The organism is Roseibium aestuarii (genome assembly GCF_008477545.1).
GTDB lineage: Bacteria > Pseudomonadota > Alphaproteobacteria > Rhizobiales > Stappiaceae > Roseibium > Roseibium aestuarii.
Genome location: NZ_VORA01000002.1, coordinates 160964 through 183058, shown reverse-complemented (window position 1 = coordinate 183058; position 22095 = coordinate 160964). Strand labels below are relative to the sequence as shown.

20 protein-coding genes and 1 tRNA gene are annotated in these 22095 nt (G+C 65.6%); 11 read left to right on the top strand and 10 right to left on the bottom strand.

Annotated features, from left to right (window positions below):
- Positions 1 to 471: 471 nt before the first annotated feature.
- From FR728_RS09455 to FR728_RS09440, 4 genes are all read left to right on the top strand, one after another.
- On the top strand, positions 472 to 987 hold the full coding sequence (locus FR728_RS09455) for a VOC family protein (protein ID WP_149892442.1): 516 nt from the start codon (positions 472 to 474) through the stop codon (positions 985 to 987).
- Between the two features lie 154 nt (positions 988 to 1141).
- Positions 1142 to 1597 carry a L,D-transpeptidase gene (locus FR728_RS09450; protein ID WP_208998792.1) on the top strand — a complete coding sequence of 152 codons (456 nt, stop codon included), beginning with the start codon at positions 1142 to 1144 and terminating at the stop codon, positions 1595 to 1597.
- Positions 1598 to 1696: 99 nt separating this feature from the next.
- Positions 1697 to 2068 (top strand): CidA/LrgA family protein, encoded by a 372-nt coding sequence (locus FR728_RS09445; RefSeq protein ID WP_149892440.1) that lies wholly within the window; start codon positions 1697 to 1699, stop codon positions 2066 to 2068.
- A complete protein-coding gene (locus tag FR728_RS09440; protein WP_149892439.1) occupies positions 2058 to 2777 on the top strand; it encodes an LrgB family protein in 720 nt (239 codons plus the stop codon). Before FR728_RS09445 ends, FR728_RS09440 begins: the two co-directional genes overlap by 11 nt.
- A 349-nt stretch (positions 2778 to 3126) precedes the next feature.
- Here FR728_RS09440 and FR728_RS09435 read toward each other — a convergent pair whose 3' ends face one another.
- Together FR728_RS09435 and FR728_RS09430 are read right to left on the bottom strand one after the other, a co-directional pair.
- The gene (locus tag FR728_RS09435; protein ID WP_149892438.1) at positions 3127 to 4377 is read right to left on the bottom strand and encodes a vWA domain-containing protein; all 1251 of its coding nucleotides are present in this window, start codon (positions 4375 to 4377) and stop codon (positions 3127 to 3129) included.
- Between the two features lie 10 nt (positions 4378 to 4387).
- Complete coding sequence (locus tag FR728_RS09430) at positions 4388 to 5371, bottom strand: AAA family ATPase (RefSeq protein WP_244304523.1); 984 nt, start codon at positions 5369 to 5371, stop codon at positions 4388 to 4390.
- Positions 5372 to 5620: 249 nt separating this feature from the next.
- Here FR728_RS09430 and FR728_RS09425 point away from each other — a divergent pair, with 249 nt between their 5' ends.
- Complete coding sequence (locus tag FR728_RS09425) at positions 5621 to 6025, top strand: c-type cytochrome (protein WP_244304521.1); 405 nt, start codon at positions 5621 to 5623, stop codon at positions 6023 to 6025.
- Between the two features lie 8 nt (positions 6026 to 6033).
- On the opposite strand, the gene ftrA is transcribed toward FR728_RS09425, so the two are convergent.
- Positions 6034 to 7047 (bottom strand): transcriptional regulator FtrA, encoded by a 1014-nt coding sequence (ftrA, locus tag FR728_RS09420; RefSeq protein ID WP_208998747.1) that lies wholly within the window; start codon positions 7045 to 7047, stop codon positions 6034 to 6036.
- A gap of 89 nt (positions 7048 to 7136) precedes the next feature.
- Here ftrA and FR728_RS09415 point away from each other — a divergent pair, with 89 nt between their 5' ends.
- Together FR728_RS09415 and FR728_RS09410 are read left to right on the top strand one after the other, a co-directional pair.
- A complete protein-coding gene (locus FR728_RS09415; protein WP_149892436.1) occupies positions 7137 to 7553 on the top strand; it encodes a rhodanese-like domain-containing protein in 417 nt (138 codons plus the stop codon).
- A gap of 132 nt (positions 7554 to 7685) precedes the next feature.
- On the top strand, positions 7686 to 7955 hold the full coding sequence (locus FR728_RS09410) for an usg protein (protein ID WP_149892435.1): 270 nt from the start codon (positions 7686 to 7688) through the stop codon (positions 7953 to 7955).
- Positions 7956 to 7969: 14 nt separating this feature from the next.
- On the opposite strand, the gene FR728_RS09405 is transcribed toward FR728_RS09410, so the two are convergent.
- Positions 7970 to 8806, bottom strand: a complete 837-nt coding sequence (locus FR728_RS09405; protein ID WP_208998746.1) for a tRNA1(Val) (adenine(37)-N6)-methyltransferase — start codon at positions 8804 to 8806, stop codon at positions 7970 to 7972.
- Positions 8803 to 9042 carry a putative signal transducing protein gene (locus FR728_RS09400; protein WP_149892434.1) on the bottom strand — a complete coding sequence of 80 codons (240 nt, stop codon included), beginning with the start codon at positions 9040 to 9042 and terminating at the stop codon, positions 8803 to 8805. Before FR728_RS09400 ends, FR728_RS09405 begins: the two co-directional genes overlap by 4 nt.
- Positions 9043 to 9310: 268 nt before the next feature.
- Here FR728_RS09400 and FR728_RS09395 point away from each other — a divergent pair, with 268 nt between their 5' ends.
- Positions 9311 to 10246 (top strand): polyprenyl synthetase family protein, encoded by a 936-nt coding sequence (locus FR728_RS09395; protein ID WP_149893066.1) that lies wholly within the window; start codon positions 9311 to 9313, stop codon positions 10244 to 10246.
- Between the two features lie 74 nt (positions 10247 to 10320).
- Here the strand turns inward: FR728_RS09395 and FR728_RS09390 are convergent, their stop codons facing one another.
- Together FR728_RS09390 and FR728_RS09385 are read right to left on the bottom strand one after the other, a co-directional pair.
- On the bottom strand, positions 10321 to 11196 hold the full coding sequence (locus FR728_RS09390) for a 4-(cytidine 5'-diphospho)-2-C-methyl-D-erythritol kinase (protein WP_149892433.1): 876 nt from the start codon (positions 11194 to 11196) through the stop codon (positions 10321 to 10323).
- A gap of 141 nt (positions 11197 to 11337) precedes the next feature.
- Positions 11338 to 13170, bottom strand: a complete 1833-nt coding sequence (locus FR728_RS09385; RefSeq protein ID WP_149892432.1) for a tetratricopeptide repeat protein — start codon at positions 13168 to 13170, stop codon at positions 11338 to 11340.
- Positions 13171 to 13699: 529 nt separating this feature from the next.
- Between FR728_RS09385 and ppdK the strand changes: the two genes are divergently transcribed.
- Together ppdK and FR728_RS09375 are read left to right on the top strand one after the other, a co-directional pair.
- Entirely contained in the window at positions 13700 to 16363 is a 2664-nt protein-coding gene (ppdK, locus tag FR728_RS09380; RefSeq protein ID WP_149892431.1) for a pyruvate, phosphate dikinase, read from the top strand.
- A gap of 69 nt (positions 16364 to 16432) precedes the next feature.
- Positions 16433 to 17434: an ArgK/MeaB family GTPase gene (locus tag FR728_RS09375; protein ID WP_149892430.1), complete on the top strand. Its 1002-nt coding sequence runs from the start codon at positions 16433 to 16435 to the stop codon at positions 17432 to 17434.
- Between the two features lie 64 nt (positions 17435 to 17498).
- Here FR728_RS09375 and FR728_RS09370 read toward each other — a convergent pair whose 3' ends face one another.
- The 3 genes from FR728_RS09370 to map all read right to left on the bottom strand — a co-directional run bounded on the left by FR728_RS09370 (position 17499) and on the right by map (position 21522).
- Positions 17499 to 19784 carry a putative bifunctional diguanylate cyclase/phosphodiesterase gene (locus tag FR728_RS09370; protein WP_149892429.1) on the bottom strand — a complete coding sequence of 762 codons (2286 nt, stop codon included), beginning with the start codon at positions 19782 to 19784 and terminating at the stop codon, positions 17499 to 17501.
- 155 nt (positions 19785 to 19939) lie between these two features.
- Positions 19940 to 20650, bottom strand: a complete 711-nt coding sequence (gene radC / locus FR728_RS09365; RefSeq protein ID WP_149892428.1) for a RadC family protein — start codon at positions 20648 to 20650, stop codon at positions 19940 to 19942.
- Positions 20651 to 20691: 41 nt separating this feature from the next.
- Positions 20692 to 21522 carry a type I methionyl aminopeptidase gene (gene map / locus FR728_RS09360; protein ID WP_149892427.1) on the bottom strand — a complete coding sequence of 277 codons (831 nt, stop codon included), beginning with the start codon at positions 21520 to 21522 and terminating at the stop codon, positions 20692 to 20694.
- A 361-nt stretch (positions 21523 to 21883) separates the two neighbouring features.
- On the opposite strand from map, the gene FR728_RS09355 reads away from it, so the two are divergent.
- Positions 21884 to 21968 (top strand) — tRNA-Leu (locus FR728_RS09355).
- The last annotated feature ends 127 nt before the right edge of the window (positions 21969 to 22095 follow it).

Below are 22095 nucleotides of genomic sequence, written 5' to 3'. Positions count from 1 at the left end.
GGTGGAGGCGCGAGGGCGGGGAACCAAATGGTCTCTTCGGTCATTTCCCGAGCAGATGTGAACCCTTGCAAGCCCAACCGGAGGACACCATGCACAGCATCATCTATCTCGTCGGTCTCGTCGTCGTCGTCGTTGCGATCCTGTCGTTTCTCGGCGTGGCGTAAGACGCCGTCCCATTCGGCCCTCGCGGCCACAGGTCAAGGCAGCCACCGTGGCGATCCCTCCCGATCTTCGAGAGGCAAGATCGCGCCGGAGGCTGCCTTTCTCCGTTTTGGGACGCCTGCTCCTTGCATGAGCATTTCATCGCGGCGATAGTGCGGTCCCCCTCCGGGGTACACTTGCGGCCTCTGCGATCTTGAGGCCTTGCACCGGCCCCGGTGCCCTGCGACCGAACGTTTTCTGGCCGGATGTTTTCTGGCCCAACGTTTTCTGGCCTTCGTCCTGGGGGCCGCTCTCACAAGAAAGACCGTCATGACTGACCAGAACCGCGCACCTGTTTCTTCAAAGGCCGCTTCACTCGCCGCTGCCAACGGCATCACGGGCGTCTATGAGACCCATCTTCCCGTCCGCGACCTGCAGGTCTCCATCGCCTTTTACCGTGATGTGCTCGGGCTCGAGCTGGCCGGTGAGTTTCCGGCCCGCAAGATCGCGTTCTTTTGGGTCGGGGACAAGCGCACCGGCATGCTGGGTCTCTGGGAATATGGCTCCGCGCCGCTGTTCATGACCCTGCATTTCGCCTTCCGCACGGAACGCGAGGCTGTCCTGCGTGCCTGTGAAACGCTGACGGCGGCCGGTGTGCAACCGCTCGGCATCTCGAACGAACCCATCTCCGAGCCGCAGGTGATCGGCTGGATGCCGGCAGTCGTCGTCTATTTCAAGGATCCGGACGGTCACACGCTCGAGTTCCTCAACATCCTCGATGGCGAGCCGGACAAGAGCTTCGGTATTCAGCCCTATTCCGTCTGGGCGAACAAAGGGTCAGACTGAGGCCGCTCACGGGTGAGAGGATCCCGAGGCCTCTCGGAGAACAGGCACGAAGGTGAGGTCTGTCATGCGGACGTGGTCGCATTTCTCTCGGCAGGCATGGGGTCTCCCTCTTTTGTGGGGTCTGCTGCTTGCCGGCCTTCTTGCCTTCGTGCCGATGACGTCCGCCGGGGCGGCCGAGCTTGTCCGCTTCCAGCAGGAGGGCATCCGGCCGGGCACGATCCTGATCCGCAATTCCGAGCGCCGGCTTTATCTGGTGCTCTCCGGTGGCCAGGCGATCCGCTACCGGGTCGCCGTGGGCAAGCGCGGCAAGGTCTGGACGGGGCGGGCACGGATCACCGCCAAATATCTGCGGCCCGACTGGTCGCCCTCGCCGGAGGTGCGACGCGATCATCCGGAGCTGCCCGGCCTGATCAAGGGAGGCGCTCCCAACAACCCCATGGGCGCGGCGGCGCTCACCCTCTCCAACGGCAACTACGCGATCCACGGCACCAACCGTCCGGGATCCCTGGGGCGTGCCGTCTCCTATGGCTGCATCCGCATGTCCAACAGGGATATTTCCGATCTCTATCAGCGGGTCGGCGTGAAGACGCCGGTGATTGCCGTGCCTTGAAACCCGTCTTGTGTTCCGGCGCGCGGCCCTGCGCCTTGCGGTGCGCTTTCCGGAGGCGCAGGGTGGGACCGGCACCACGCAAGATGCGCAAGGGGACAGATGCTTTTCTTCATCACACTCATCTTTGCCTGCCAGCTGGCAGGCGAACTTCTCAAGGTCGCCTTTGGCTTGCCGGTTCCGGGGCCGGTCATCGGCATGGTGCTGCTGCTTGTCGGGCTCATCGTGAAGGGCGGCATTCCGGAGGGGCTCGGCCGGGTGGGCGACACCTTGCTGTCCAACATGTCGCTGCTCTTCGTTCCGGCTGGCGTTGGGGTCATGCTCCACATCGCGCTGATCGGTGAGCAGGCGCTGGCCATCGGGGTGGCTCTGGTGGCCAGCACCCTGCTGACCATTGCGGTCACCGCACTGATCATGCGGGTGCTCGGCCGGAGGGGGCAGCAGGATGCCGGGGAGGGGCCTCATGGAAACTGATCTCTATCAGGTCTGGGTCTATCTCTCGGCAAGCCCGCTTCTTGCGCTGACCTTGACCCTTGCGGCCTATCAGCTGGGCTTCTGGATCTATCGCCGCGCCGGGTTCAATCCGCTGCTCAATCCGGTGCTGATTGCCGTGGTCGCCCTGGTGAGCGTGCTGGTGGCCACGGGCACCGACTACGCCACCTATTTTGAAGGGGCGCAGTTCGTTCATTTCATGCTGGGTCCGGCAACCGTCTCCCTTGCCCTGCCGCTCTATCGCCAGTTCCAGCGGGTCCGCCAGTCGGCGCTGGCGATTGCCGTCAGCCTGCTCGCCGGGTCCCTGACCGCCGTGGTAAGCGCTGTCTCGATCGCCTGGGCGCTGGGGGCTTCGGAGAAGACCCTGATCTCGCTGGCGCCCAAGTCGGTCACGGCGCCCGTGGCCATGGGCATTTCGGAACAGTTCGGCGGGTTGCCGTCGTTGACGGCGGTGCTGGTTATCCTGACGGGGATCGTGGGGGCCGCCCTCGGGCCCATGGTGCTGAACCTGATCGGGGTGAAGGACATGGCGGCCCGCGGGCTTGCCATGGGCACGGCCTCCCACGGCATCGGCACGGCGCGGGCCTTCCAGGTGAGCGAGCTGGCTGGGGCCTTCTCCGGTCTCGCCATGGGGCTCAACGCGCTCGCCACCGCGATCCTGCTGCCCATCCTCTGGGGCTGGGTGTTCTGAGGGTCGTTGGACGAGACCTATCGAAGATCAGTCTTCATTTGTCTCAATAAATTATCGTATGCACATTTTTTTACTTCGATGGACGCGTCGTGGCTGTCGATAAGTCTCTGTATTAATTCTGAAATGTCAGATGATCCAAAGAGGTCGCACTTGGCGTGCCAGAGTGCAAATTCTTTTGAAGTGTCTTCAGAGTGCTGTATTGCAGCTATCTTAAGGGTGTCTAGTAGTCCTAAATATGATTTTTTCATTTCTTCATAGCGCATCTTCTTTCGTTCAATAAAGTTTGAAAGAAAGAAATCGATTATGGTCTTTACTATTGCTCCAATGCTCAGTCCAGTAATCAGCGGCATTAACCAATCCATTTGTTCCTCCGGATTTGTGTGTGCGCCTTCAGCCAGTCCTTCGGGGTCTTGAGACGTGGGTTGGGCGCGTCGGCGGACAGGGCCTGGACGAGCTCCGAAATTGCATCGAGGGAATGGGCGGCGCGGAACTCGTCCACATGGGGCAGCATGGCGCGGATGCCGCGCGCCTTGGGCTCGAACCTGTCGAAACGCAGCAGCGGGTTGAGCCAGATGAGCCGGCGGCAGGACCGGTGCAGCCGGTCCATCTCGCGCGCCAGATCCTCGTCCGTGTCCCGTTCCAGCCCGTCGGTGATGAGGAGCACGGTCGGATTGCCCGACAGCACCCGTCGTGACCAGTGGAGGTTGAAGTCGCGCAGCGCGGTGGCAATGCGCGTGCCGCCCGACCAGTCCTTCACCCCGTCCGAGCAGGCGGCCAGGGCCACGTCCGGGTCCTTCTGGCGCAGGCTGCGGGTGATGTTGGTAAGCCGGGTGCCGAAGACGAAGGAATGCACGTCCCGGCGTTCTTCCGTCACCGCATGGAGGAAATGCAGGAACAGGCGCGAATACTGGCTCATCGAGCCGGAGACATCGCAGAGCACCACGAGCGGCGGGCGCTTTTCCTGCGGCCGGGCGTGGCGCAGGGCGATCACATCGCCACCGGCGCGCAAGGAGGCGCGGAAGGAGCGGCGCGGATCGATCCGGCCGGAGCTTGCGGCCACGAGCCGGCGCTGCCTCAGCCGGTCCTGGGGCAGGCGCATGGCGGCAAGAGCCTTGCGTGCCTCCGCCAGTTCCTCGGCGGTCATCTGGGCAAAGTCCTTGCTCTGAAGCTTCTCGCGCCCCGACACGGTGAAGGAGGCATCGACCTCGATCTTCGGCTTCACCTGCTCGGAGGATTCCTGTCGACGGGCATCGAAGGCCTGGGAGACGCGGGTCTGCCCGGCCTTCGGAGGTTCCGGCGCGCCGCGCGGCGGGGCGACGGGGGACAGGATCGCGAGCATCTTTTCCACCAGCCCGCGGGAGCGCCAGTAGATGCGGAAGGCCTCGTCGAAGACCTCGCGCTGATCCCGCTTCGACACGAAGACCGCATGCAGGGTCCAGTAGAGATCTTCCCGGTTGCGCAGGCCCGCCACTTCCACCGCGCGCACGGCCTCGACCACCTTGGCCGGGCCGACGGGCATGCCCGCCTTGCGCAGGGTGCGGGCGAAATAGACGATGTTGTCGAGGATCTTGCCTTCAGCCGGGGGGGACGCGGTGGTCATGACAGCGGGCTCACACCACCGGCATCTGGGCGACGCGGGCGGGATCCTGCTTGCGGATGTCGTCGATGATCTGGCGCAGGCGCGAGCCGCGCACCCGCTCGATGTCGTCCTGGTATTTCAGCAGGACACCCAGCGTGTCGGTGGCCATGTCGGGGTCGAGGGCAATCTCGCTCAGTTCGGTCAGGGCCGTGGCCCAGTCGAGGGTTTCTGCCACGCCCGGCTGCTTGAAGAGGTCGTCCTCGGCGCGCAGCTTCTGGACGAAAGCGACCACCTCGCCGGCCAGCACGGCGCTGGCACCCGGAACTTTGGTGCGCACGATTTCCAGTTCGCGCTCCGCATCCGGATAGTCGACCCAGTGGTAGAGGCAGCGGCGCTTCAGGGCGTCGTGGATCTCGCGGGTGCGGTTGGTGGTGACGATGACGATGGGCGGTTCTTCCGCCTTCACCGTGCCCAGTTCGGGAATGGTCACCTGATAGTCGGAGAGCACTTCCAGCAGGAAGGCCTCGAAGGCTTCGTCCGCCCGGTCGAGCTCGTCGATCAGGAAGACGGGCGGGCCCTTGAGGGAGGGTTCGAGGGCCTGAAGCACCGGTCGCTTGATGAGGAAGCGCTCGTCGAAGATGGATTTCGACAGGCTGGCGTGGTCGGTGTCTCCGCTGGCTTCCGAAACGCGGATCTCGACCATCTGAGCCGGATAGTTCCATTCATAGACGGCGGCGGCCAGATCCAGCCCCTCGTAGCACTGCAGACGGATGAGATCGCGGCCGAGGGTGCGGCTCAGCACCTTGGCGATCTCGGTCTTGCCGACGCCGGCTTCGCCTTCCAGAAACAGCGGGCGGCCCATGCGCAGCGCCAGATGCAGCACGGTGGCAAGCGCCCGGTCGGCGACGTAACCGGCCCCCGTCAGGAGCGTCAGGGTCTCGTCGATGCTGGCGGGCAGTTGCGCAGATTGGCTGGAAGGCGCGGGTGCACCCGTGGCTGGCCTCATCTCGGACATGGCGTTCTTTCGGCTGGCGACCGGTCTGGCCCGAGGGGGCGCCGGTTCTCGATGGACGTTCCTCTGGGGAGGAGATTAACGTGTCGCACGGGCAAGGCAACCGGCGCCTTGGGGAGAAGCGCCTCTCTCCTGCGGCAGACGGGGCAGGGATGAGCGCAAAACTGTCACCGGTGGAAATCGCCGGCAGGTTGATCTGCCACAAGGCGGGAGGCAGGCGCCGGGCGCAGGGTGCCGGCAGACAAGGGAGACATGACCATGCGTGCGGATTTCGCCCATCATGTGCAGGATGGCTGGAAATGTGTGAAACCTCTGGTGTCGGCGCTGGCCCTTGCGGCGGCGATGACCCTGATCGTTTCGGTCGCCCTCTTTGCGGGCAGGGCGCGGGCGGCAGAGTTCGAGGGTGACGCGGCGCGGGGCCTTGCCTATGCGCAGGACCATTGCGCCCAGTGCCATGCGGTGGGCACGGATGACGCGAGCCGCAAGCGCCGGGCCCCGGCCTTCCGGGATCTGGCACGGCGCTATCCGATCGAGGATCTGGCCGAATCGCTGGCCGAAGGCATCGTCACGGCCCATCCGGACATGCCCGAAGCGGTTCTGGAGCCGGAGGAGATTGAGGACTTCCTCAGCTATCTGGACAGCATTCAGGCAAACTGAGCCTTCATTCACGCAGATCGGGCGCGGGAGAACCTTGCCCGATAGGCGGTGGGCGTCGTTCCCAGCTCGCGGCGGAAATGACCGCGCAGATTTGTGGCCGTGCCGAAGCCGCAGGCCTCCGCCAGGGTCTCGACGCTCTCGTCTCCGGCCTCCAGCCGGTCCCGCACCCGGCGCAGGCGCTCGGCCAGAAGCCATCGGGCCGGGGTGGTGCCGGACGCAGCCTCGAACCGGCGCAGGAAGGTGCGTTCGCTCATGCCGGCCCGGCGGGCGAGATCTGCCACCCGGTGGGGCAGGGCGAGATTGTCGCGCATCCAGTCGAAGACCGGGCTGAGGCGGGCCCCTTCATGGGGCTCGGGAACGCTGGCCTCGATGAACTGGGCCTGTCCGCCGTCGCGATGGGCCGGGACGACCAGACGGCGCGCGACCGAATTGGCCGCTGCACTGCCCCGGTCGCGGCGGATCAGGTGCAGGCAGAGATCGATGCCGGCCGCACTGCCCGCGCTGGTCAGGATCTGGCCCTCGTCCACATAGAGGACGCCGGGTTCGATGGTCAGCTCCGGATGGCGAGCGGCGAGTTTCTCCGTATAGCGCCAGTGGGTGGTCACCCTCCGCCCATGCAGCAGGCCGGTCGTCGCGAGGACGAACACACCCGAGCAGATGGACAGAAGCCTTGCGCCGCGCCCATGGGCACGGACCAGCGCCTCGATCAGCGGACGGGGCACCGGCGCATCGGCCGAGCGCCAGCCGGGAACGATGATCGTGCCGGCACCCTCCAGTAGTTCCAGTCCCCCGTCCACCTGGAGCGTCATGCCGCCCGTGGTGCGCAAGGGGCCCGGGTCCACCGAGGCAATGGCAAAGCGGTACCAGTCCGGGCCCATCTCCGGCCGCGGCAGGCCGAAGACCTCTGCCGCGACACCGAATTCGAAGAGGCAGAGCCCGTCATAGGCAAGCGCCACCACGAGCGGGGAGGGCGACGGAAAGAGAGTGGCAGTGTTTGGCATGATCCTTACGATAAAGGTCAAGTCTGCCAGCGGTCAATCGGGAAGCCGTGAGGTAGATCTCTCGGGAGACAGCGGCAGGTCCGCCAGTCTTCCAGCAAGAGGGACTTTTCATGAGCATCGTGACCGACGTTTCTCCCGCGCCAAGTGCGCAGGCCATTGCCCACTTCTCCGCCCGTCTGGCGCTGGAGACCGATTGCGACGACGTGGCGACGGCCCTGCGGCACGGCGAGACGGATTTCGTGCTGCTGCATGTGGTGGGCAGTCCGGAGGCCTATGCCCGGCGCCATGTGCCGGGCGCGCTGCATCTGCCGCACCGGAAGATCACGCCGGAGCGCATGGACGCGTGGCCGGAAGAGACCGTCTTCGTCGTCTATTGCGCCGGGCCCCATTGCAATGGCGCGGACAAGGCCGCCCTCAAGCTTGCCCGCCTCGGACGGCCGGTGAAGCTGATGATCGGCGGCATCACCGGCTGGGCCGACGAGGGACTGCCCTTTGCGAGCGGCGATGCGCCGGGCAGCTTGGCTTGAGCACATGGCGGGGCTTGGCAGCACTCATGAGGACATGCTGCCAAGTCTCTGGATTCATGTGGTAAATTGACGAATTTCAAAAAGCGTCTAAGCTTTTCTCATGCCTGATTTGGCCTGGAAAGCGAGGTGCCCATGGTGAGTTCGGATTTCCTGAAACGTCTGGACGGGTTCGGTCTCCTGACCGCAGAAATCCTCTATCGCATGCCGGATCATCCGGCCTTTCTCCAAAGTTTCCTCTGGCAGACAGAAGACAAGGCGCCCGACTTTCCGGAGTTGTCGCGCTTTCTGCATTTCTGGGAAAGGGAACTCGACGGGCCGATCCATCTGGTCCGGGTGGCCCACGAGAAACTGATCAAGCCTTGCGACTTCCGCTATCTGCAGGGCGAGCTGCTGTTGAACTGACCGGATGAGCGGCCTCAGCGGCGCGGGCGCAGTCCGAGGCCCGCGCCGTCGCGCATGACCGCGCGGGCTTCCGGGCGGAACTCCGATCCTTCGCCTTCGTGCAGGACGAAACCGGGCAGCAGCTGCAAGGGGGCCTTGCTGGCGCGGATGGCGCGCACGAGCACGCGGGTGGCCGGGGCGTCCGGCCGGGGGCGCAGCGGAACGACGTCGATGGCGCCGAACCGGCCGCTCAGCACGTCCAGAAGCTCCTGAAGACCGTCGGCGCGGAAGATCACCGTCAGGCTGCCGCCCTCGCGCAGGATGTCGGTCGCGGTGCGGGCCCAGGGGTCGAGGCCCCGGGCGTCCAGCATGTGGGCGCCGGCGCGGGCGCTCTGGGGGGAGGAGCGGAACCGGTCCGCCTCGTAATAGGGCGGGTTCATGATCACGTGATCGGCCATGGCCGGCTTCAGGCCGCTGGCATGCCGCTGGGTGCCCTTGGCGGTGATGTCGGCTTCCAGCACGCGGACCCGGGATGCAAGGGTTGCATTTTCCGGCTCCGCCAGATTGCGCCGGGCGAGGTCCAGGATGAGGGGATCCACATCCACGAGTGTCACCTCGATCCGGGCGAGGCGCGCGGCGGCGCACAGACCGGCGGTTCCGACACCCGAGCCCAGATCCACCACGTGGCCGCTTGTCTCGTCCGGCAGGGCGGCAGCCAGATAGACGGCGTCCAGCCCCGCGCGGTGGCGGCCCTTCGCGGGCTGGTGCACATAGACCTTGCCGCCCAGAAACGCATCCCATGTGGTGGCGTCCGGGGCGGGTGCGGCAGGGGCGATCCCTTCTTCCGGCTGGCGGGCGTCGTCGAGGCTCACAATGGGCCTCCCTCGACCGGACGCAGCTCCTTTTCCAGCCCGGCGTTGATCAGCAGGCGGCGGGCTTCGGTCTCGTGGTCGTCCACCACCAGCACCCGGCGCGGGATCATGGCCAGCGAGCCTTCCAGGATGCTCATGTTGCCATCGGCGACCAGATGCGGGATCTCCGCCTCCTCGAGCAGGGATTCGAGGAACGAGATGAGCACCGGATCATTGGTCCTGACGAGTTCTCTCATGGGGCATCCTGGCAGACTTGAGGGCGCGAGGCACCGGAAGGCGCAGCCCGAGAGCCGCAGCACCGGCAGAAATTCGAAGAAAACAAGCTGCTGGACGCATTTCAACAGCTTGTCAACCGTTCGCTCCCTTGCCCCGCATGGCCTCCCGCCATATTGTCCGCTCAAAAGTTCACAAGGAGTGCCAACGGTGACGCTCGCCGCAAGCCTGACCGATACCCCATCGACGGCCCCCTCCATTCAGGCGTTGGTCGATCTCGTCGCCGACGGCATGGAACGGGTCAACCAGATCATCCTGTCGAAGGCCGGCTCCAACGTGGAGCTCATTCCCGTCATCGCCAACCACCTGATCTCGTCCGGCGGCAAGCGCCTGCGGCCCATGCTGACCCTCGCGCTGGCCGACATGTGCGGCTATCGCGGTGACGGGCATGTGGTTCTGGCGGCCAGCGTGGAATTCATGCACACGGCCACCCTGCTCCATGACGACGTGGTGGACGAAAGCGACATGCGCCGGGGCAAGCTCGCCGCCCGCAAGCTCTGGGGCAATCAGGCCAGCGTGCTGGTCGGTGACTATCTGCTCGGTCAGGCCTTCAAGATGATGGTCGACGTGGGCTCGCTCGAAGCCCTGCGGATCCTCTCCGAGGCTTCTGCCATCATCGCCGAGGGCGAGGTGCTGCAGCTGGGCGCGGCCAAGAACATCACCACGCCGGAAGCCGCCTATCTGCAGGTCATCGAGGCGAAGACCGCTGCGCTCTTTGCCGCTGCCGCCGAAGTCGGCCCGGTGATCGCCGATCAGCCGGCCGAGGTGCGCCAGGCCGCACGCGATTACGGCATGCAGCTGGGCCTCGCGTTCCAGCTGGTGGATGACGCTCTCGACTATGGCGGGTCCAGCGCGGATCTCGGCAAGGACGTGGGCGACGATTTCCGCGAAGGCAAGATCACCCTGCCGATCGTGCTGGCGGTGGCACGCGGCACCGACGAGGAGCGGGAGTTCTGGAAGCGCTGCCTCGAAGAGGGCGACATTCAGGATGGGGATCTGGAGCGGGCCATCGAGCTGCTCAAGTCCCATGGCGCCATCGCGGAGACCGTGGAGCGGGCGAAGGCCTATGGCGCCGGGGCGCTGGCAGCCCTCGACCGGCTGCCGGACGGACCCTACCGTCAGGCGCTTGCCGATGCGGTTGCCTTCTGCATCGCGCGCGTGAGCTGATCCACGCAAGTCCTTGACGCAGGATTCAAAAAGCCCGGCCGATGTGCCGGGCTTTTTTTCGTTTGCGGCCAGGTTCAGAGGAGCGGGCCGGCGGCGACCCACCAGTCCGGGTGGGCGGCGCGGAGGTCTTGCGCCAGCTGCTCCTCGTCGCCGGGGGCTGTGAGGGCAAAGCAGGTGGCGCCGGACCCGGACATGCGGGCAAGCCGGGTGGAGGGGGCCTCGCTCAGCGCCTGCAGCACCGAGGTAATCTCCGGGCAAAGCGTCTCGGCCGCCGCCTGCATGTCGTTGCGGGTGCCCTTCAGCCAGTCGATCAGCGTCTCCAGGGTCTCGAAGCGATCCGGCAGGTCGGGCAGGGGCGGGTTGTCCCGGCGCGACAGGCTGCGGAAGATGGCCGGTGTCGAGACCGGCTTGCCGGGATTGACCAGAACCATGCCCAGATCGGGCAAGGGGGACAGGGGCGTGAGGGTCTCGCCGATGCCGCTCATGCGCAGCGGGCGTCCGGTGAGAACGCCTTCCAGACAGGCCGGAACATCTGCCCCGAGGCTCAAGGCCAGGCTCTGAAGCGCCTCCGGTGCAAGTTCCAGATCATCCAGGGCAACTTTCAGGGCGGCCGCCGCATCGCTTGATCCGCCGCCGATGCCGGAGGCGACGGGCAGTTGCTTGTCGAGGGTGAGCGCGAGGGACGGCTCTGGGCGTCCGGCGGCAGCGCATGCGGCCCCCAGGGCGCGCAGCACCAGATTGTCCTGTGCCGCCGTCTCGCCCAGCTCGGCCGCGAAACGGCCGGTGAGGGTGAGCGAGGGAGCCGCTCCGGCGGGGGCTGCGCTCGCGATCAGCGTGTCGCCGATCCGCGGGAAGACCACCAGACTGTCGAGAAGGTGATAGCCATCCGCCCGCTGACCGGTGATGTGGAGGGCGAGATTGACCTTGGCGGGGGCGAAACAGGCGGTCATCGGGCAGTCATCTTCTTGAGGGCTGTCAGGCGCGGTTTGCGGTGGAATGGCAACGGGCGGCCCCGGGGTCAGGGCCGCCCGTGCGGATCGTCAGGACGGGTCGGCAACGGGTCGCGCCGGGCAGGACCCGGCCGGGCCCGGTCAGCCGCCGTTCTTCTTCGGCGCGTCGGCGGCCTTGGCCTCGTCCGGTCCGCCGGCCGGCTTCAGGCCATTGGAGATCTTTTCGAGGATCTTCGGCAGTTCGTCCGGCTCCGGGTTCAGGTCGCGGGCGTGGCTCCACTGGAAGCGGGCTTCCAGCTGGCGGCCGACCTGCCAATAGGCATCGCCCAGGTGATCGTTGATCACCGGATCGGCCGGCGTCAGGTCCACGGCGCGCTCCAGCTCGGCAACCGCATCCTCGTAGCGGCCGAGCTTGTAATAGACCCAGCCGAGACTGTCGATGATGTAGCCGTCCTTGGGACGCAGCTTGGCGGCGGTCTCGATCATGCCGAGCGCTTCCTCGAGCTTCAGGCCCTGATCGACAAGGGAATAGCCGAGATAGTTCAGGACATGGGGCTGCTGGGGTTGCAGCTCCAGCGCCTTGCGGAAGTCGGTCTCTGCTTCGGGCCAGCGGCCCAGACGCTCCCGGCAGATGCCGCGGAAGTAATAGAGGTTCCAGTCCTTTTCCGTGACCGGGCCGGCAGCCTCCACGGCGACGACGGCCTTGTCATAGACCGCGTCGGCTTCCTCGTAGAGCTTGTTCGCCCGCAGGATGTTGCCGAGCGACATCATCGGATCGATGTCGTTCGGATCGGCGGCGATCAGGGCCCCCAGATGGGCGCGCGCCTCGTCGACCTTTTCCAGCTGGGCGAAGTTGAGGCCGATCTGGATTTCCGCCTGCCGCTTGAGGGGCGAGCTTTCCGGCACCTGCTTCAGCGCCTCGATGGCCCGTTCCGGCTGGTCCCGGCGTTCGAACTGTTGGGCAAGCGCAATGGCCGCAAAAGTGGCGTTGGGGTCGAGATGCAGGGCAAGCTGCAGCAGGGCGGAGGAAAGGTCCGACGAGGCGTCACGGCCGACTTCCGAGCCGAGGCCATAGAGGATCTCGGCCATTCCTTCCGCCGCGCTGTGGACGCGCGGGCCGGTGTTGCTGCCATCCTCGATGGCCCGGCGGGTGTCGTCAAGCAGCGGGTGGCCGTTGAGAAGCTTGTCGTATTCGGCCAGAACCTCGAGAGCCTTGTCCTTCTTGCCGCCTGCGGCGAGGATCCGGGCATAGGTGTCGATCACGCGGATCGCGCCCTTGTCGGCCTCGTGGGCCGCCTCGATGCGTTCCAGCGCGACGTCCTTGCGCCCGGCGGCAAAGGCGATGAGCGCCTCGTGGGTCGCCGTGAAGGTGATGAACCAGTCCGGTCCTTCCAGACCCTTGAGCGTGGCGAGCGCCTTGTCGGTCTCGCCGGCTCCGGCCTCGGCCCAGGCGCGGGAGATGCCCAGCGCCAGCACGGTCATCGGATCCTTGTCGCCCGGCTGAAGCAGACCCTTTGCCTCGTCGAAGCGGGCGTTCGTCACGGCATCGGCGGCCAGCGTGAGGTGGGCCAGCAGCTGGATGTAGTCGTTCGGAGTGACGTTCTGGATGTCGCGGGCGTAGTTCAGGGCCTCGGCGAAGTTGCCGTTGGCCAGCTTGAAGAGGAAGGTGCGTAGCAGCAGCACTTCGTTGCCCGGATCGGCGGCCAGTGCTTCCTGATAGAAGGCGGCTGCCTGGGCGAAGTCCTGGGCCTCGGTGGCGACGATCGCGGAGAGATAGCTGCCCGAGAGGGTCAGCGGCAGGTCGAGCGGCGTGCCGAGTTGCTGGAGCCGGGTGCTTGCCTCTGTCGCGGGCGTCGTCTGGTCGGCCCGGGCGGCAGGCGCGAGGCAGGCGAGGATCAGGCCGCTTGCGACAAGAGATCGCAGGGCCTTGGTCCTGCGGGAGAGGGGCCGGGCTGCGCGGCTCTGGTCGTCCATGTCACCTCACTTCACTGGAGCGCCTACGGGCGGGCGCGCCTGTCTCGATTGCGCATCGACCTGTCCGGGGCTCTCAGGAGCCTCAAACCTTTCACGGGGGCGACAGGGTCGCGCAGCCCGCGAGGAATCGATGTGTCGATGTCGTTCTACCACGTCCTAGCGGCGCACTGGGGCCGCTTTTGGACAGGTGGAAACACACCTTCCTTCACAATGGGGCTGCGCAGACCTTGCGACAAGGGGCAAGAGTGTCGTGTGATGGGGATGACGCAAGACGGCGCGGGGAAAGCCAGGGGTGGAGCGGTCGGCCTCGGCGGAGAGCCGCCCCTTTTCTCCTCTGCGTCCGCGTCTGGTGCATTGCACGCGGACTGCATCCGGCAAAATGTCCGGAGTGTGACGGATAAGGCCCGTGCAAGGCCGTGTTAGACGAAAAAAGACTTGTTTCACCTTGTGCGCCATAGCAGGTATGTGCGGTGCAAACTTCTGACCTCGCCCGATAGAATGACGGGGCGGTGACATACGGAGACAGGAAATGACCAAGTGGGTCTACAGGTTCGGGAACGGTAGCGCTGACGGTGCAGCCGACATGAAGAACCTGTTGGGTGGCAAGGGCGCCAACCTGGCCGAGATGAGCAACCTGGGACTGCCGGTCCCTCCCGGTTTCACCATCACCACCGAAGTCTGCACCTATTATTACGATCACGGCAAAGCCTATCCGGAGGCTCTGCAGTCGCAGGTGAATGACGCGCTCGAAGCCATTGGCGCCATCACCGGCCGCCGCTTCGGCGATCAGACCCTGCCGCTGCTGCTGTCCGTGCGCTCCGGCGCCCGCGTTTCCATGCCCGGCATGATGGACACGGTTCTGAACCTCGGCCTCAACGACGAGACGGTGAAGGCGATTGCCGCCAGCTCCGGTGACGAGCGCTTCGCCTGGGACAGCTACCGCCGCTTCATCCAGATGTATTCCGACGTGGTGATGGGTCTTGAACATCACGACTTCGAGGAGATCCTGGAAGAGCACAAGGCGGAAAAGGGCTATTCCCTCGACACGGAAATCACGGCGCAGGAATGGGCCGGGATCGTGGAAAAGTTCAAGGCGCTGGTCGATGAAGAGCTCGGCCGCCCCTTCCCGCAGGATCCGCAGGAGCAGCTCTGGGGCGCGATCGGCGCCGTCTTCGGTTCCTGGGAAACCCCGCGCGCCAAGACCTACCGCCGCCTGCATGACATTCCTTCCACCTGGGGGACGGCCGTCAACGTACAGGCCATGGTCTTCGGCAACATGGGCGAGACCTCGGCCACCGGCGTGGCCTTCACCCGCAACCCGTCCACCGGCGACAAGCGTCTTTACGGCGAGTTCCTGGTGAACGCGCAAGGGGAAGACGTGGTGGCAGGCATCCGCACGCCGCAGGACATCACCGAGGTTGCCCGCATCGAGGCAGGCTCCGAGGCGCCCTCGCTGGAAGCCCTGATGCCCGAGGCCTTCGCCGAGTTCCAGACCATCTGCGACAAGCTGGAAGCCCATTACCGCGACATGCAGGATCTCGAGTTCACCATCGAGAAGGGCAAGCTCTGGATGCTGCAGACCCGTTCGGGCAAGCGCACCGCCAAGGCCGCTCTCAAGATTGCTGTCGACATGGTGGGCGAAGGTCTGCTGAGCGAACAGGAAGCGGTCATGCGCGTGGAGCCGGCCGCCCTCGACCAGCTTCTGCACCCGACCATCGCGCCGGATGCGGAGCGGACGATCTTCGCCACCGGCCTGCCGGCGTCTCCGGGGGCTGCCTCGGGCGCCATTGTGTTCTCGTCCGATGAGGCGGAAGCGGCCAAGGCCTCGGGCCAGAAGGTCATTCTGGTGCGAATCGAAACGAGCCCGGAAGACATTCACGGCATGCATGCGGCCGAAGGGATCCTGACCAGCCGTGGCGGCATGACCTCTCACGCGGCCGTGGTGGCTCGCGGCATGGGCAAGCCCTGCGTCTCGGGTGCGGGCATGCTGCGCATCGACTATCGCCAGGGCACGGTCTCTGCCGGCGGCAAGACCTTCCGGTCCGGGGACGTCATCACCATCGACGGCGCCAGCGGTCAGGTTCTGGCCGGCGAAGTGGCCATGCAGCAGCCGACGCTCTCGGGCGATTTCGGCATCCTCATGGGCTGGGCCGACAAGGTGCGCCGCATGAAGGTGCGCGCCAATGCGGAAACGCCGCAGGATGCCAAGGTCGCGCGCAACTTCGGCGCCGAAGGCATCGGCCTCTGCCGCACCGAGCACATGTTCTTCGACGGGGACCGGATCCTTGCCGTGCGCGAGATGATCCTGGCCGAGACCGAGAAGGGCCGCCGCAACGCCCTGTCCAAGCTGCTGCCGATGCAGCGCCGTGACTTCATCGATCTCTTCAAGATCATGCAGGGCCTGCCGGTGACCATCCGTCTGCTCGATCCGCCGCTGCACGAGTTCTTGCCCAAGACCCCGGCGGAGCTGAACGAAGTGGCTTCGGCCATGAATGTGCCGGTGGATGCGCTGCGCGAGCGGGCCATTGCGCTGGAAGAGTTCAACCCGATGCTCGGTCATCGTGGCTGCCGTCTGCTTGTCAGCTATCCGGAAATCGCCGAGATGCAGGCGCGCGCCATCTTCGAGGCGGCGGTTGCGTCTGCCAAGGAGAGCGGCTCGGCCATCGTGCCGGAAATCATGGTGCCGCTGGTTGGCCTGAAGGGCGAGCTGGATCTGGTGCGTGAGGCCATCGTCAAGACGGCGGAAGCGGTCATGGCGGAAAGCGGCACGACCATCGAGTATCAGGTCGGAACCATGGTGGAGCTGCCGCGTGCCGCCCTGCAGGCGGCCGAGATCGCCAAGTCGGCGGAGTTCTTCTCCTTCGGCACCAACGACCTGACCCAGACGACCTTCGGGATCTCGCGCGATGACGCTTCGTCCTTCCTCGGCACCTATCAGGCCAAGGGTCTGATCGAGCAGGATCCCTTCGTCTCCCTCGATCAGGATGGCGTGGGCGAGCTGGTGAAGATCGGCGCTGAGCGTGGCCGCTCGACCCGTCCGGACATCAAGCTGGGCATCTGCGGCGAGCATGGCGGCGATCCCGCCTCCATCCGCTTCTGCGAGAGCGTCGGTCTCGACTACGTGTCGTGCTCGCCCTTCCGCGTGCCGATCGCTCGCCTGGCCGCAGCACAGGCGGCGCTGAAGAAGGCCTGACGCGCTTTTGGACCCTGAGGGCCCGGCTTCCGGGTCCTCGCACGCAAACGACCTGAAGGAGAGGGCGGCATGACGGAACTTCTGGATCCGGCCGCCCTTTCTCTTGCCGGCAAGCGGGATCTGTCGCGGCTCATCAGCCGGCTGGAAACGGCGGGACGTGATCCGGAGCTTGCTGCCTCCCTCGACCGGCTTCTGCCCGTCACCGGCGGTCATGTGCTGGGCCTCACCGGACCTCCGGGCGTTGGCAAGTCGACCCTCACCAATGCCCTGATCGGGCGCGCGCGCGCCAAGGGCGAGCGGGTGGCGGTGCTCGCCGTCGATCCCTCGTCGCGAACCACAGGGGGCGCGCTTCTGGGAGACCGCACCCGCCTTCAGACCGATCCGGACGACCAGGGCGTCTTCGTGCGCTCCATGGCTGCGGGAAGCCGTCTCGGCGGGCTCTCGGATCACGCGCTGGCGACCGTTCTGGTGCTGCGGGTCGCCTTCGATCTGGTGATCGTGGAATCGGTCGGGATTGGCCAGTCGGAAGGGGATATCGCGCTCGCCTGCGATACGCTCTGCCTGTGCATGCAGCCGGGCGCGGGAGACAGTCTCCAGTTCATGAAGGCCGGGATCATGGAACTGCCCCATGTGATCGCGGTGACAAAGGCAGATCTGGGACCGCAGGCGCGGCGCACAGCCGCCGAGATTGCCGGGGCGCTCAGCCTGTCCCGGGCGGGCCGCAAGGCGCCGCGACCTGAGGTGGATCTGGCCAGCTGGCGGGTGCCCGTGCTGGAAATCTCCTCCACCGAAGGCGGCGGTCTGGACCTGCTGGAAGGAGCGGTTGCGTCACACCGCGAGGTACTGGACCAGGCGCAGGGCGCGGGGTTGCTTCTGGCGCGTCAGGCCCAGCATAGGGACTGGCTGGTGGAGATGGTCCGCCACCGGTTCGGCACCTTCGGCCTCGAGCTTCTCGCCTCAGGCCGCACGCATGTCGGGGAGGCGCAGCGGCAGGCCGTCTTCTCCCGCTTCAACGATCTGGAAGGCCAGCTCGCCCATTTGCTGCGGCAGCACGATCCTCTATCGCTGTGACGCAGGTCCTTTCACTGAGCCCCAGTGTCCGTGCTCCAGTGAACGAACCCCTGTGACGCCGGTCTCAGGCGATCCGTGACGACCGTCCGGGGGCGGGAAGGGCATGGGCGGCCTGCCGGCACACGCGCTCCATGTCCCGGTCGGCGAGGAACTCGTTCAGCGCGTCCAGCGGCAGGGGCTGGGAGATGAAATACCCCTGCATCCGGTCGCAGCCGTTGCGGGCGAGGAAGGCGAGCTGGTCCGCATCTTCCACCCCTTCGCCAACCACGTCCATTCCGAGCGCCTTGCCGAGGCTGATGATGGTCTTGAGAACGGCCTGGGCTTCCGTGCTGTCGGTGACGGCGGAGAGGAAGTCCCGGTCGATCTTGAGGCTGTTGAAGGAGAAGCGGCGCAGGTAGCTGAGGCTGGAATAGCCGGCACCGAAATCGTCGAGGGCGATCTTGATCCCTTCGCCCTGCAGGCGATGCATGGCGGCGAGCGTCGTGGCCTCGTTGCTCAGCAGCACGCTCTCGGTGACTTCGAGCTCGAGGCGCGCCGGCGGCAGTCCGGTTTCGGCCAGCACCTTCATCACGTCGCAGACGAAGCCGGGCGCCTTGAACTGGGTCGGCGAGACATTCACCGACACGATAAGGTTCTCCCAGCCACAGGCATCCTTGCAGGCGCGCCGCAGGATCCAGAGGCCGAGCGCGTTGATCAGGCCGGTTTCCTCGGCCAGCGGAATGAAGCGGGCAGGGGAGATCGACCCCAGCTCCGGATGGTCCCAGCGGGCCAGAGCCTCCACGCCGACGACGGTCGCGCCGTCGCGACAGCTCTGCGGCTGATAGACGATGCTGAGCTGGTTCTCCAGGATGGCCTGGCGCAGTTCGCGGCTGAGCCGGTCCCTCAGCAGCAGATCCTCCTGCATTGAGGGGGCAAAGAAGGACCAGCAGGCGCGTCCCGCGGCCTTGGCGTCATAGAGCGCGATGTCGGCCTTGCGCATGAGGTCGCCGGGGTCGCGGCCATCCTCCGGAGACATGGCAATGCCGATGGAGAAGCTTGCGAAGAGTTCCGTATTGCCGACGGTGATCGGGCGGGCAAGGGCTGCCTGGATCCGCTTCAGGATGTCCTCGACCTTGGCGCGGCCGGCACAGCCGGGCACGAACATGGCGAATTCGTCGCCGCTGATGCGGGCGAGCACGGCGCGACCGGGCAGGGCGCTGTCCACCCGTTGGGCAACGCTGCGGATCACCTCGTCGCCGGATGCGTGACCCATCGTGTCGTTGATCTTCTTGAAGTGGTCCAGATCCAGATAGATCACTGCCGTGTCGCCGGTCATGGCCGTCTGGTGTTCCAGCGCGTTCGAGAGCTTTTCGAAGAAATGCTCCCGGTTGGGAAGGCCCGACAGGCTGTCGTGGCGCGAATTGTAGAGCGCCTGCGCCTTGCTGCGGGAGAGCCTGCGGGTGTTCTGACGGGCGAAGTCCACCACGCCGACGGTCAGCCCGATGATGGCAAGCAGCAGGATAAGCAGAATGGGCGTGAGGCGACGCAGGAAGGCGGTGCCGGGTGCATCTGCCGGCCATTCCAGATATGCGATCTCACGGCCGGCCACCGAGCGGATCGGCAAGGCCGAATACCCTTCGTCGGCGCTGCGCCGAAGGGTCAGGCGCAGCTCCTGAAGACGTCCGAGCCGCTGAAGGAGGTCCTGCATGGCCGCGTCGATCCTGCGGAAGGAAATCAGAACAGGCGGGATCCGGGACGTGACGAGCTGTGGATTGGACGAGGGCATGAAGGGGGCTGCGGAGTAGAGATAGACCTCGCCCCCCATCTCGGCGAAGCCGGTGTCGAAGATGAAGCGCGTGTTGTAGCCCGAGACGTAATCCGGCGCGGCAAAGGCACCGCCACCCTTGCGCAGCTGGGTGATGAAGCGGGCGCGCACCCGCGCCACGGAGCCGGAAATCTGGTCCCGGAGGTGCGGCGTGGCGAAATGCTCGATCCCGTCGGCGTCATACTCCAGCAGGGTGGAGAGATCGGGGCCGATCACCAGGCTGCGGTGAAAGCCGTTGCGCTCATTGTTCCAGGCGCCCAGCCGGTCGAGCAGCCAGGGTGTGTCGAGGGGACGCCGGTTGATCTCGTCCAGCATCAGATCGGACACGGCCGTTTCCTGCTGGCGACGCGCGTTTTCTGTGCGCAGGACCGACAGCGTGTTGGAGATCAGCTGGATCTTCGACTGCTGGGACGACGTGTTGGACAGTTCGGCAGACCAGAGCAGAAGCCCGAAGGCCCCCACGACGCCCAGCAGCACCACCACGATCATGGGAATGATGATGGCATTGGCGATGCGACCGCCGTCTCGTTCTGCTTCCAGATGCATATTCCGCTCCTTGACCTTTCGAGTTATGCCGAGGAGCCGGTTAACGAATGTCGGAAGAAATTGGTTAATCCAAAGTAATATCAATATTATAAGCTGGTCCCTTCAAGCTCTGCGTTGGGGTGCTGTGCAGGTTGCTACCCATGCTTGCAGGGATGTCAGAAGAGCTGCAGGCCCTTCATGCTCACCTGGCCCTGACGGCCGACGATGATGTGGTCGTGGACCTCCACCCCCAGCGGCTTGGCGATCTCGATGATCTGGCGCGTCATCTGGATGTCGGCGCGCGAGGGCGTCGGGTCGCCGGAGGGGTGATTGTGCACCAGGATCAGAGCGCTGGCGGAGAGCTCGAGGGCGCGGCGGATCACCTCGCGCGGATAGACCGGCGTGTGGTCGATGGTGCCCGTCTGCTGCACTTCGTCGGCGATCAGCCCGTTGCGCTTGTCGAGGAAGAGAATGCGGAACTCCTCCACATCCGCGTGCGCCATGGCCATGTGGATATAGTCCATCACCTTGGACCAGGAGGAGAGCGGGCGGCGACCGTCCACCTCCCGCTGGGTGAGGCGCACGGCGGCCTCCTGAACAATCTTCAGGGTGTCGACCACCGCATCTCCGACGCCGGGAATTTCCTTCAGCCGGGCGCGGGGGGCGGTCAGGACAGCCGGATAGCTGCCGAATTTCTTCAGCAGGGCCTTGGCGATGGGCTTGGTGTCCTGGCGGGGCAGGGCGGAGAAGAGGAGGAGTTCCAGCAGCTCGTAATCCTGAAAGGCCGAGCTTCCGCTTGTCCGGAAGCGGTCTTTCAACCGCTTGCGGTGTCCGAGATGATCGGTCTTGAGCGACCGTTCGCTGAAACCAGTCTCTTCGGCGTCCATGCCCCTCTCGCAGTGGCGACCCGGGCGGATGTGTCTCCGGGTCAGGCGATGTTCAGTCCCGGGGCGTGCAGGCCGCCCGGGGACAGGGTGAAGATTTCGCAGCCATCGGCGGTGATGCCGATGGAATGTTCGTACTGGGCCGAGAGCGACCGGTCGCGAGTGACCGCGGTCCAGCCGTCGTTGAGCACCTTCACGGCCGGGCGGCCGGTGTTCACCATCGGCTCGATGGTGAAGATCATGCCAGGCTTCAGTTCCACTCCCTCGCCCGGACGGCCATAATGCAGGATGTTCGGGGTGTCATGGAAGAGCCTGCCGACCCCGTGGCCGCAGAAATCGCGCACCACGGAATAGCGCTGGCTTTCCACGAAGGACTGGATGGCGTGACCGATGTCGCCGGTGGTGTTGCCCGGACGGGCGGCATCGATGCCCAGCATCAGTGACTGGTAGGTGATTTCCATCAGGCGCTCGGCCTTGCGGTTGACTTCGCCCACCGGATACATGCGCGAGCTGTCGCCATACCAGCCGTCGACGATATAGGTCACGTCGATGTTGACGATGTCGCCCTCGCGCAGGGGCTTGTCGTTGGGAATGCCGTGGCAGACCACGTGATTGATCGAGGTGCAGGTGAACTTGGTGTAGCCGCGATAGTTGAGCGTCGCCGAGATGGCGCCGTTGGCTTCGCCGAATTCATAGACGAAATCATCGATTTCCTGGGTCGTCACGCCGGGCTTCACCCGGGAGGCCAGCTCGTCGAGGCAGCGCGCCGTCACCTGGCTGGCCTTGCGCATCCCGGCGAAATCCTCACGACCGTAGAGGCGGACCTGACCGGTGTTCTTCAGGGGGGCGGTGGCGGCGTCGATATAGGTGACCATCGGGGCGTTCTGCTTGTCTCTTGTCTTCTTCTGTCCCGGCCTGCCGGGCAATCCGGTGGCCGGTGTGCACATGTGTCGCGCGTGACCCTGCCAGGTGCGTCCGGGCGGGGCCGGGTGGCGCCCGACCGGCGTTGCCCAGGCTGCGCGATCTGCCAGGGGCTCCGGCGCGAAGGGCAGTTTCGCAGCGGGGGAACTCGCAGCGGCGCGACTGTAGCACAGGTTGCAGACCTGAAATATCCGCTCAGACCCCGGAAGGGAAGGGCTCTTGCGTCGCGATGGGAGGCGAGGGGATTTAAGCGTTTCAAAACCGGACATGGCGTCTTGCGCAAATCGAGGGGAGCGGCTACCTCGTGGGTGCGTTGCGGGCATGGCGAAATTGGTAGACGCAAGGGACTTAAAATCCCTCGACTTCGGTCGTGCCGGTTCGAGCCCGGCTGCCCGTACCATCCTGATCGTGTTGCGTTTCTTCTGTTGCAGGGGCGGTGATGACGGCCCTGCGGCTGCACGCCCTTGTCCATGGGGGCCGGTGGCGCCGAGCGGGGCGATTGGCAAAGCGGCCCGTCCGGTGTAGGG

What these genes read in the sequence shown, in the direction of transcription:
- FR728_RS09455 (WP_149892442.1), top strand. Translation starts at nt 472, where the DNA reads ATGACTGACCAGAACCGCGCACCTGTTTCTTCAAAGGCCGCTTCACTC.
- FR728_RS09435 (WP_149892438.1), bottom strand. Translation starts at nt 4,377, where the DNA reads ATGACCACCGCGTCCCCCCCGGCTGAAGGCAAGATCCTCGACAACATC.
- FR728_RS09390 (WP_149892433.1), bottom strand. Translation starts at nt 11,196, where the DNA reads ATGACCGCCTGTTTCGCCCCCGCCAAGGTCAATCTCGCCCTCCACATC.
- FR728_RS09410 (WP_149892435.1), top strand. Translation starts at nt 7,686, where the DNA reads ATGGTGAGTTCGGATTTCCTGAAACGTCTGGACGGGTTCGGTCTCCTG.
- FR728_RS09445 (WP_149892440.1), top strand. Translation starts at nt 1,697, where the DNA reads ATGCTTTTCTTCATCACACTCATCTTTGCCTGCCAGCTGGCAGGCGAA.
- FR728_RS09440 (WP_149892439.1), top strand. Translation starts at nt 2,058, where the DNA reads ATGGAAACTGATCTCTATCAGGTCTGGGTCTATCTCTCGGCAAGCCCG.
- FR728_RS09450 (WP_208998792.1), top strand. Translation starts at nt 1,142, where the DNA reads ATGACGTCCGCCGGGGCGGCCGAGCTTGTCCGCTTCCAGCAGGAGGGC.
- radC (WP_149892428.1), bottom strand. Translation starts at nt 20,650, where the DNA reads ATGGACGCCGAAGAGACTGGTTTCAGCGAACGGTCGCTCAAGACCGAT.
- FR728_RS09430 (WP_244304523.1), bottom strand. Translation starts at nt 5,371, where the DNA reads ATGTCCGAGATGAGGCCAGCCACGGGTGCACCCGCGCCTTCCAGCCAA.
- FR728_RS09415 (WP_149892436.1), top strand. Translation starts at nt 7,137, where the DNA reads ATGAGCATCGTGACCGACGTTTCTCCCGCGCCAAGTGCGCAGGCCATT.
- FR728_RS09425 (WP_244304521.1), top strand. Translation starts at nt 5,621, where the DNA reads ATGACCATGCGTGCGGATTTCGCCCATCATGTGCAGGATGGCTGGAAA.
- FR728_RS09385 (WP_149892432.1), bottom strand. Translation starts at nt 13,170, where the DNA reads ATGGACGACCAGAGCCGCGCAGCCCGGCCCCTCTCCCGCAGGACCAAG.
- FR728_RS09395 (WP_149893066.1), top strand. Translation starts at nt 9,311, where the DNA reads ATGGAACGGGTCAACCAGATCATCCTGTCGAAGGCCGGCTCCAACGTG.
- FR728_RS09370 (WP_149892429.1), bottom strand. Translation starts at nt 19,784, where the DNA reads ATGCATCTGGAAGCAGAACGAGACGGCGGTCGCATCGCCAATGCCATC.
- map (WP_149892427.1), bottom strand. Translation starts at nt 21,522, where the DNA reads ATGGTCACCTATATCGACGCCGCCACCGCCCCCCTGAAGAACACCGGT.
- ppdK (WP_149892431.1), top strand. Translation starts at nt 13,700, where the DNA reads ATGACCAAGTGGGTCTACAGGTTCGGGAACGGTAGCGCTGACGGTGCA.
- FR728_RS09375 (WP_149892430.1), top strand. Translation starts at nt 16,433, where the DNA reads ATGACGGAACTTCTGGATCCGGCCGCCCTTTCTCTTGCCGGCAAGCGG.
- FR728_RS09400 (WP_149892434.1), bottom strand. Translation starts at nt 9,042, where the DNA reads ATGAGAGAACTCGTCAGGACCAATGATCCGGTGCTCATCTCGTTCCTC.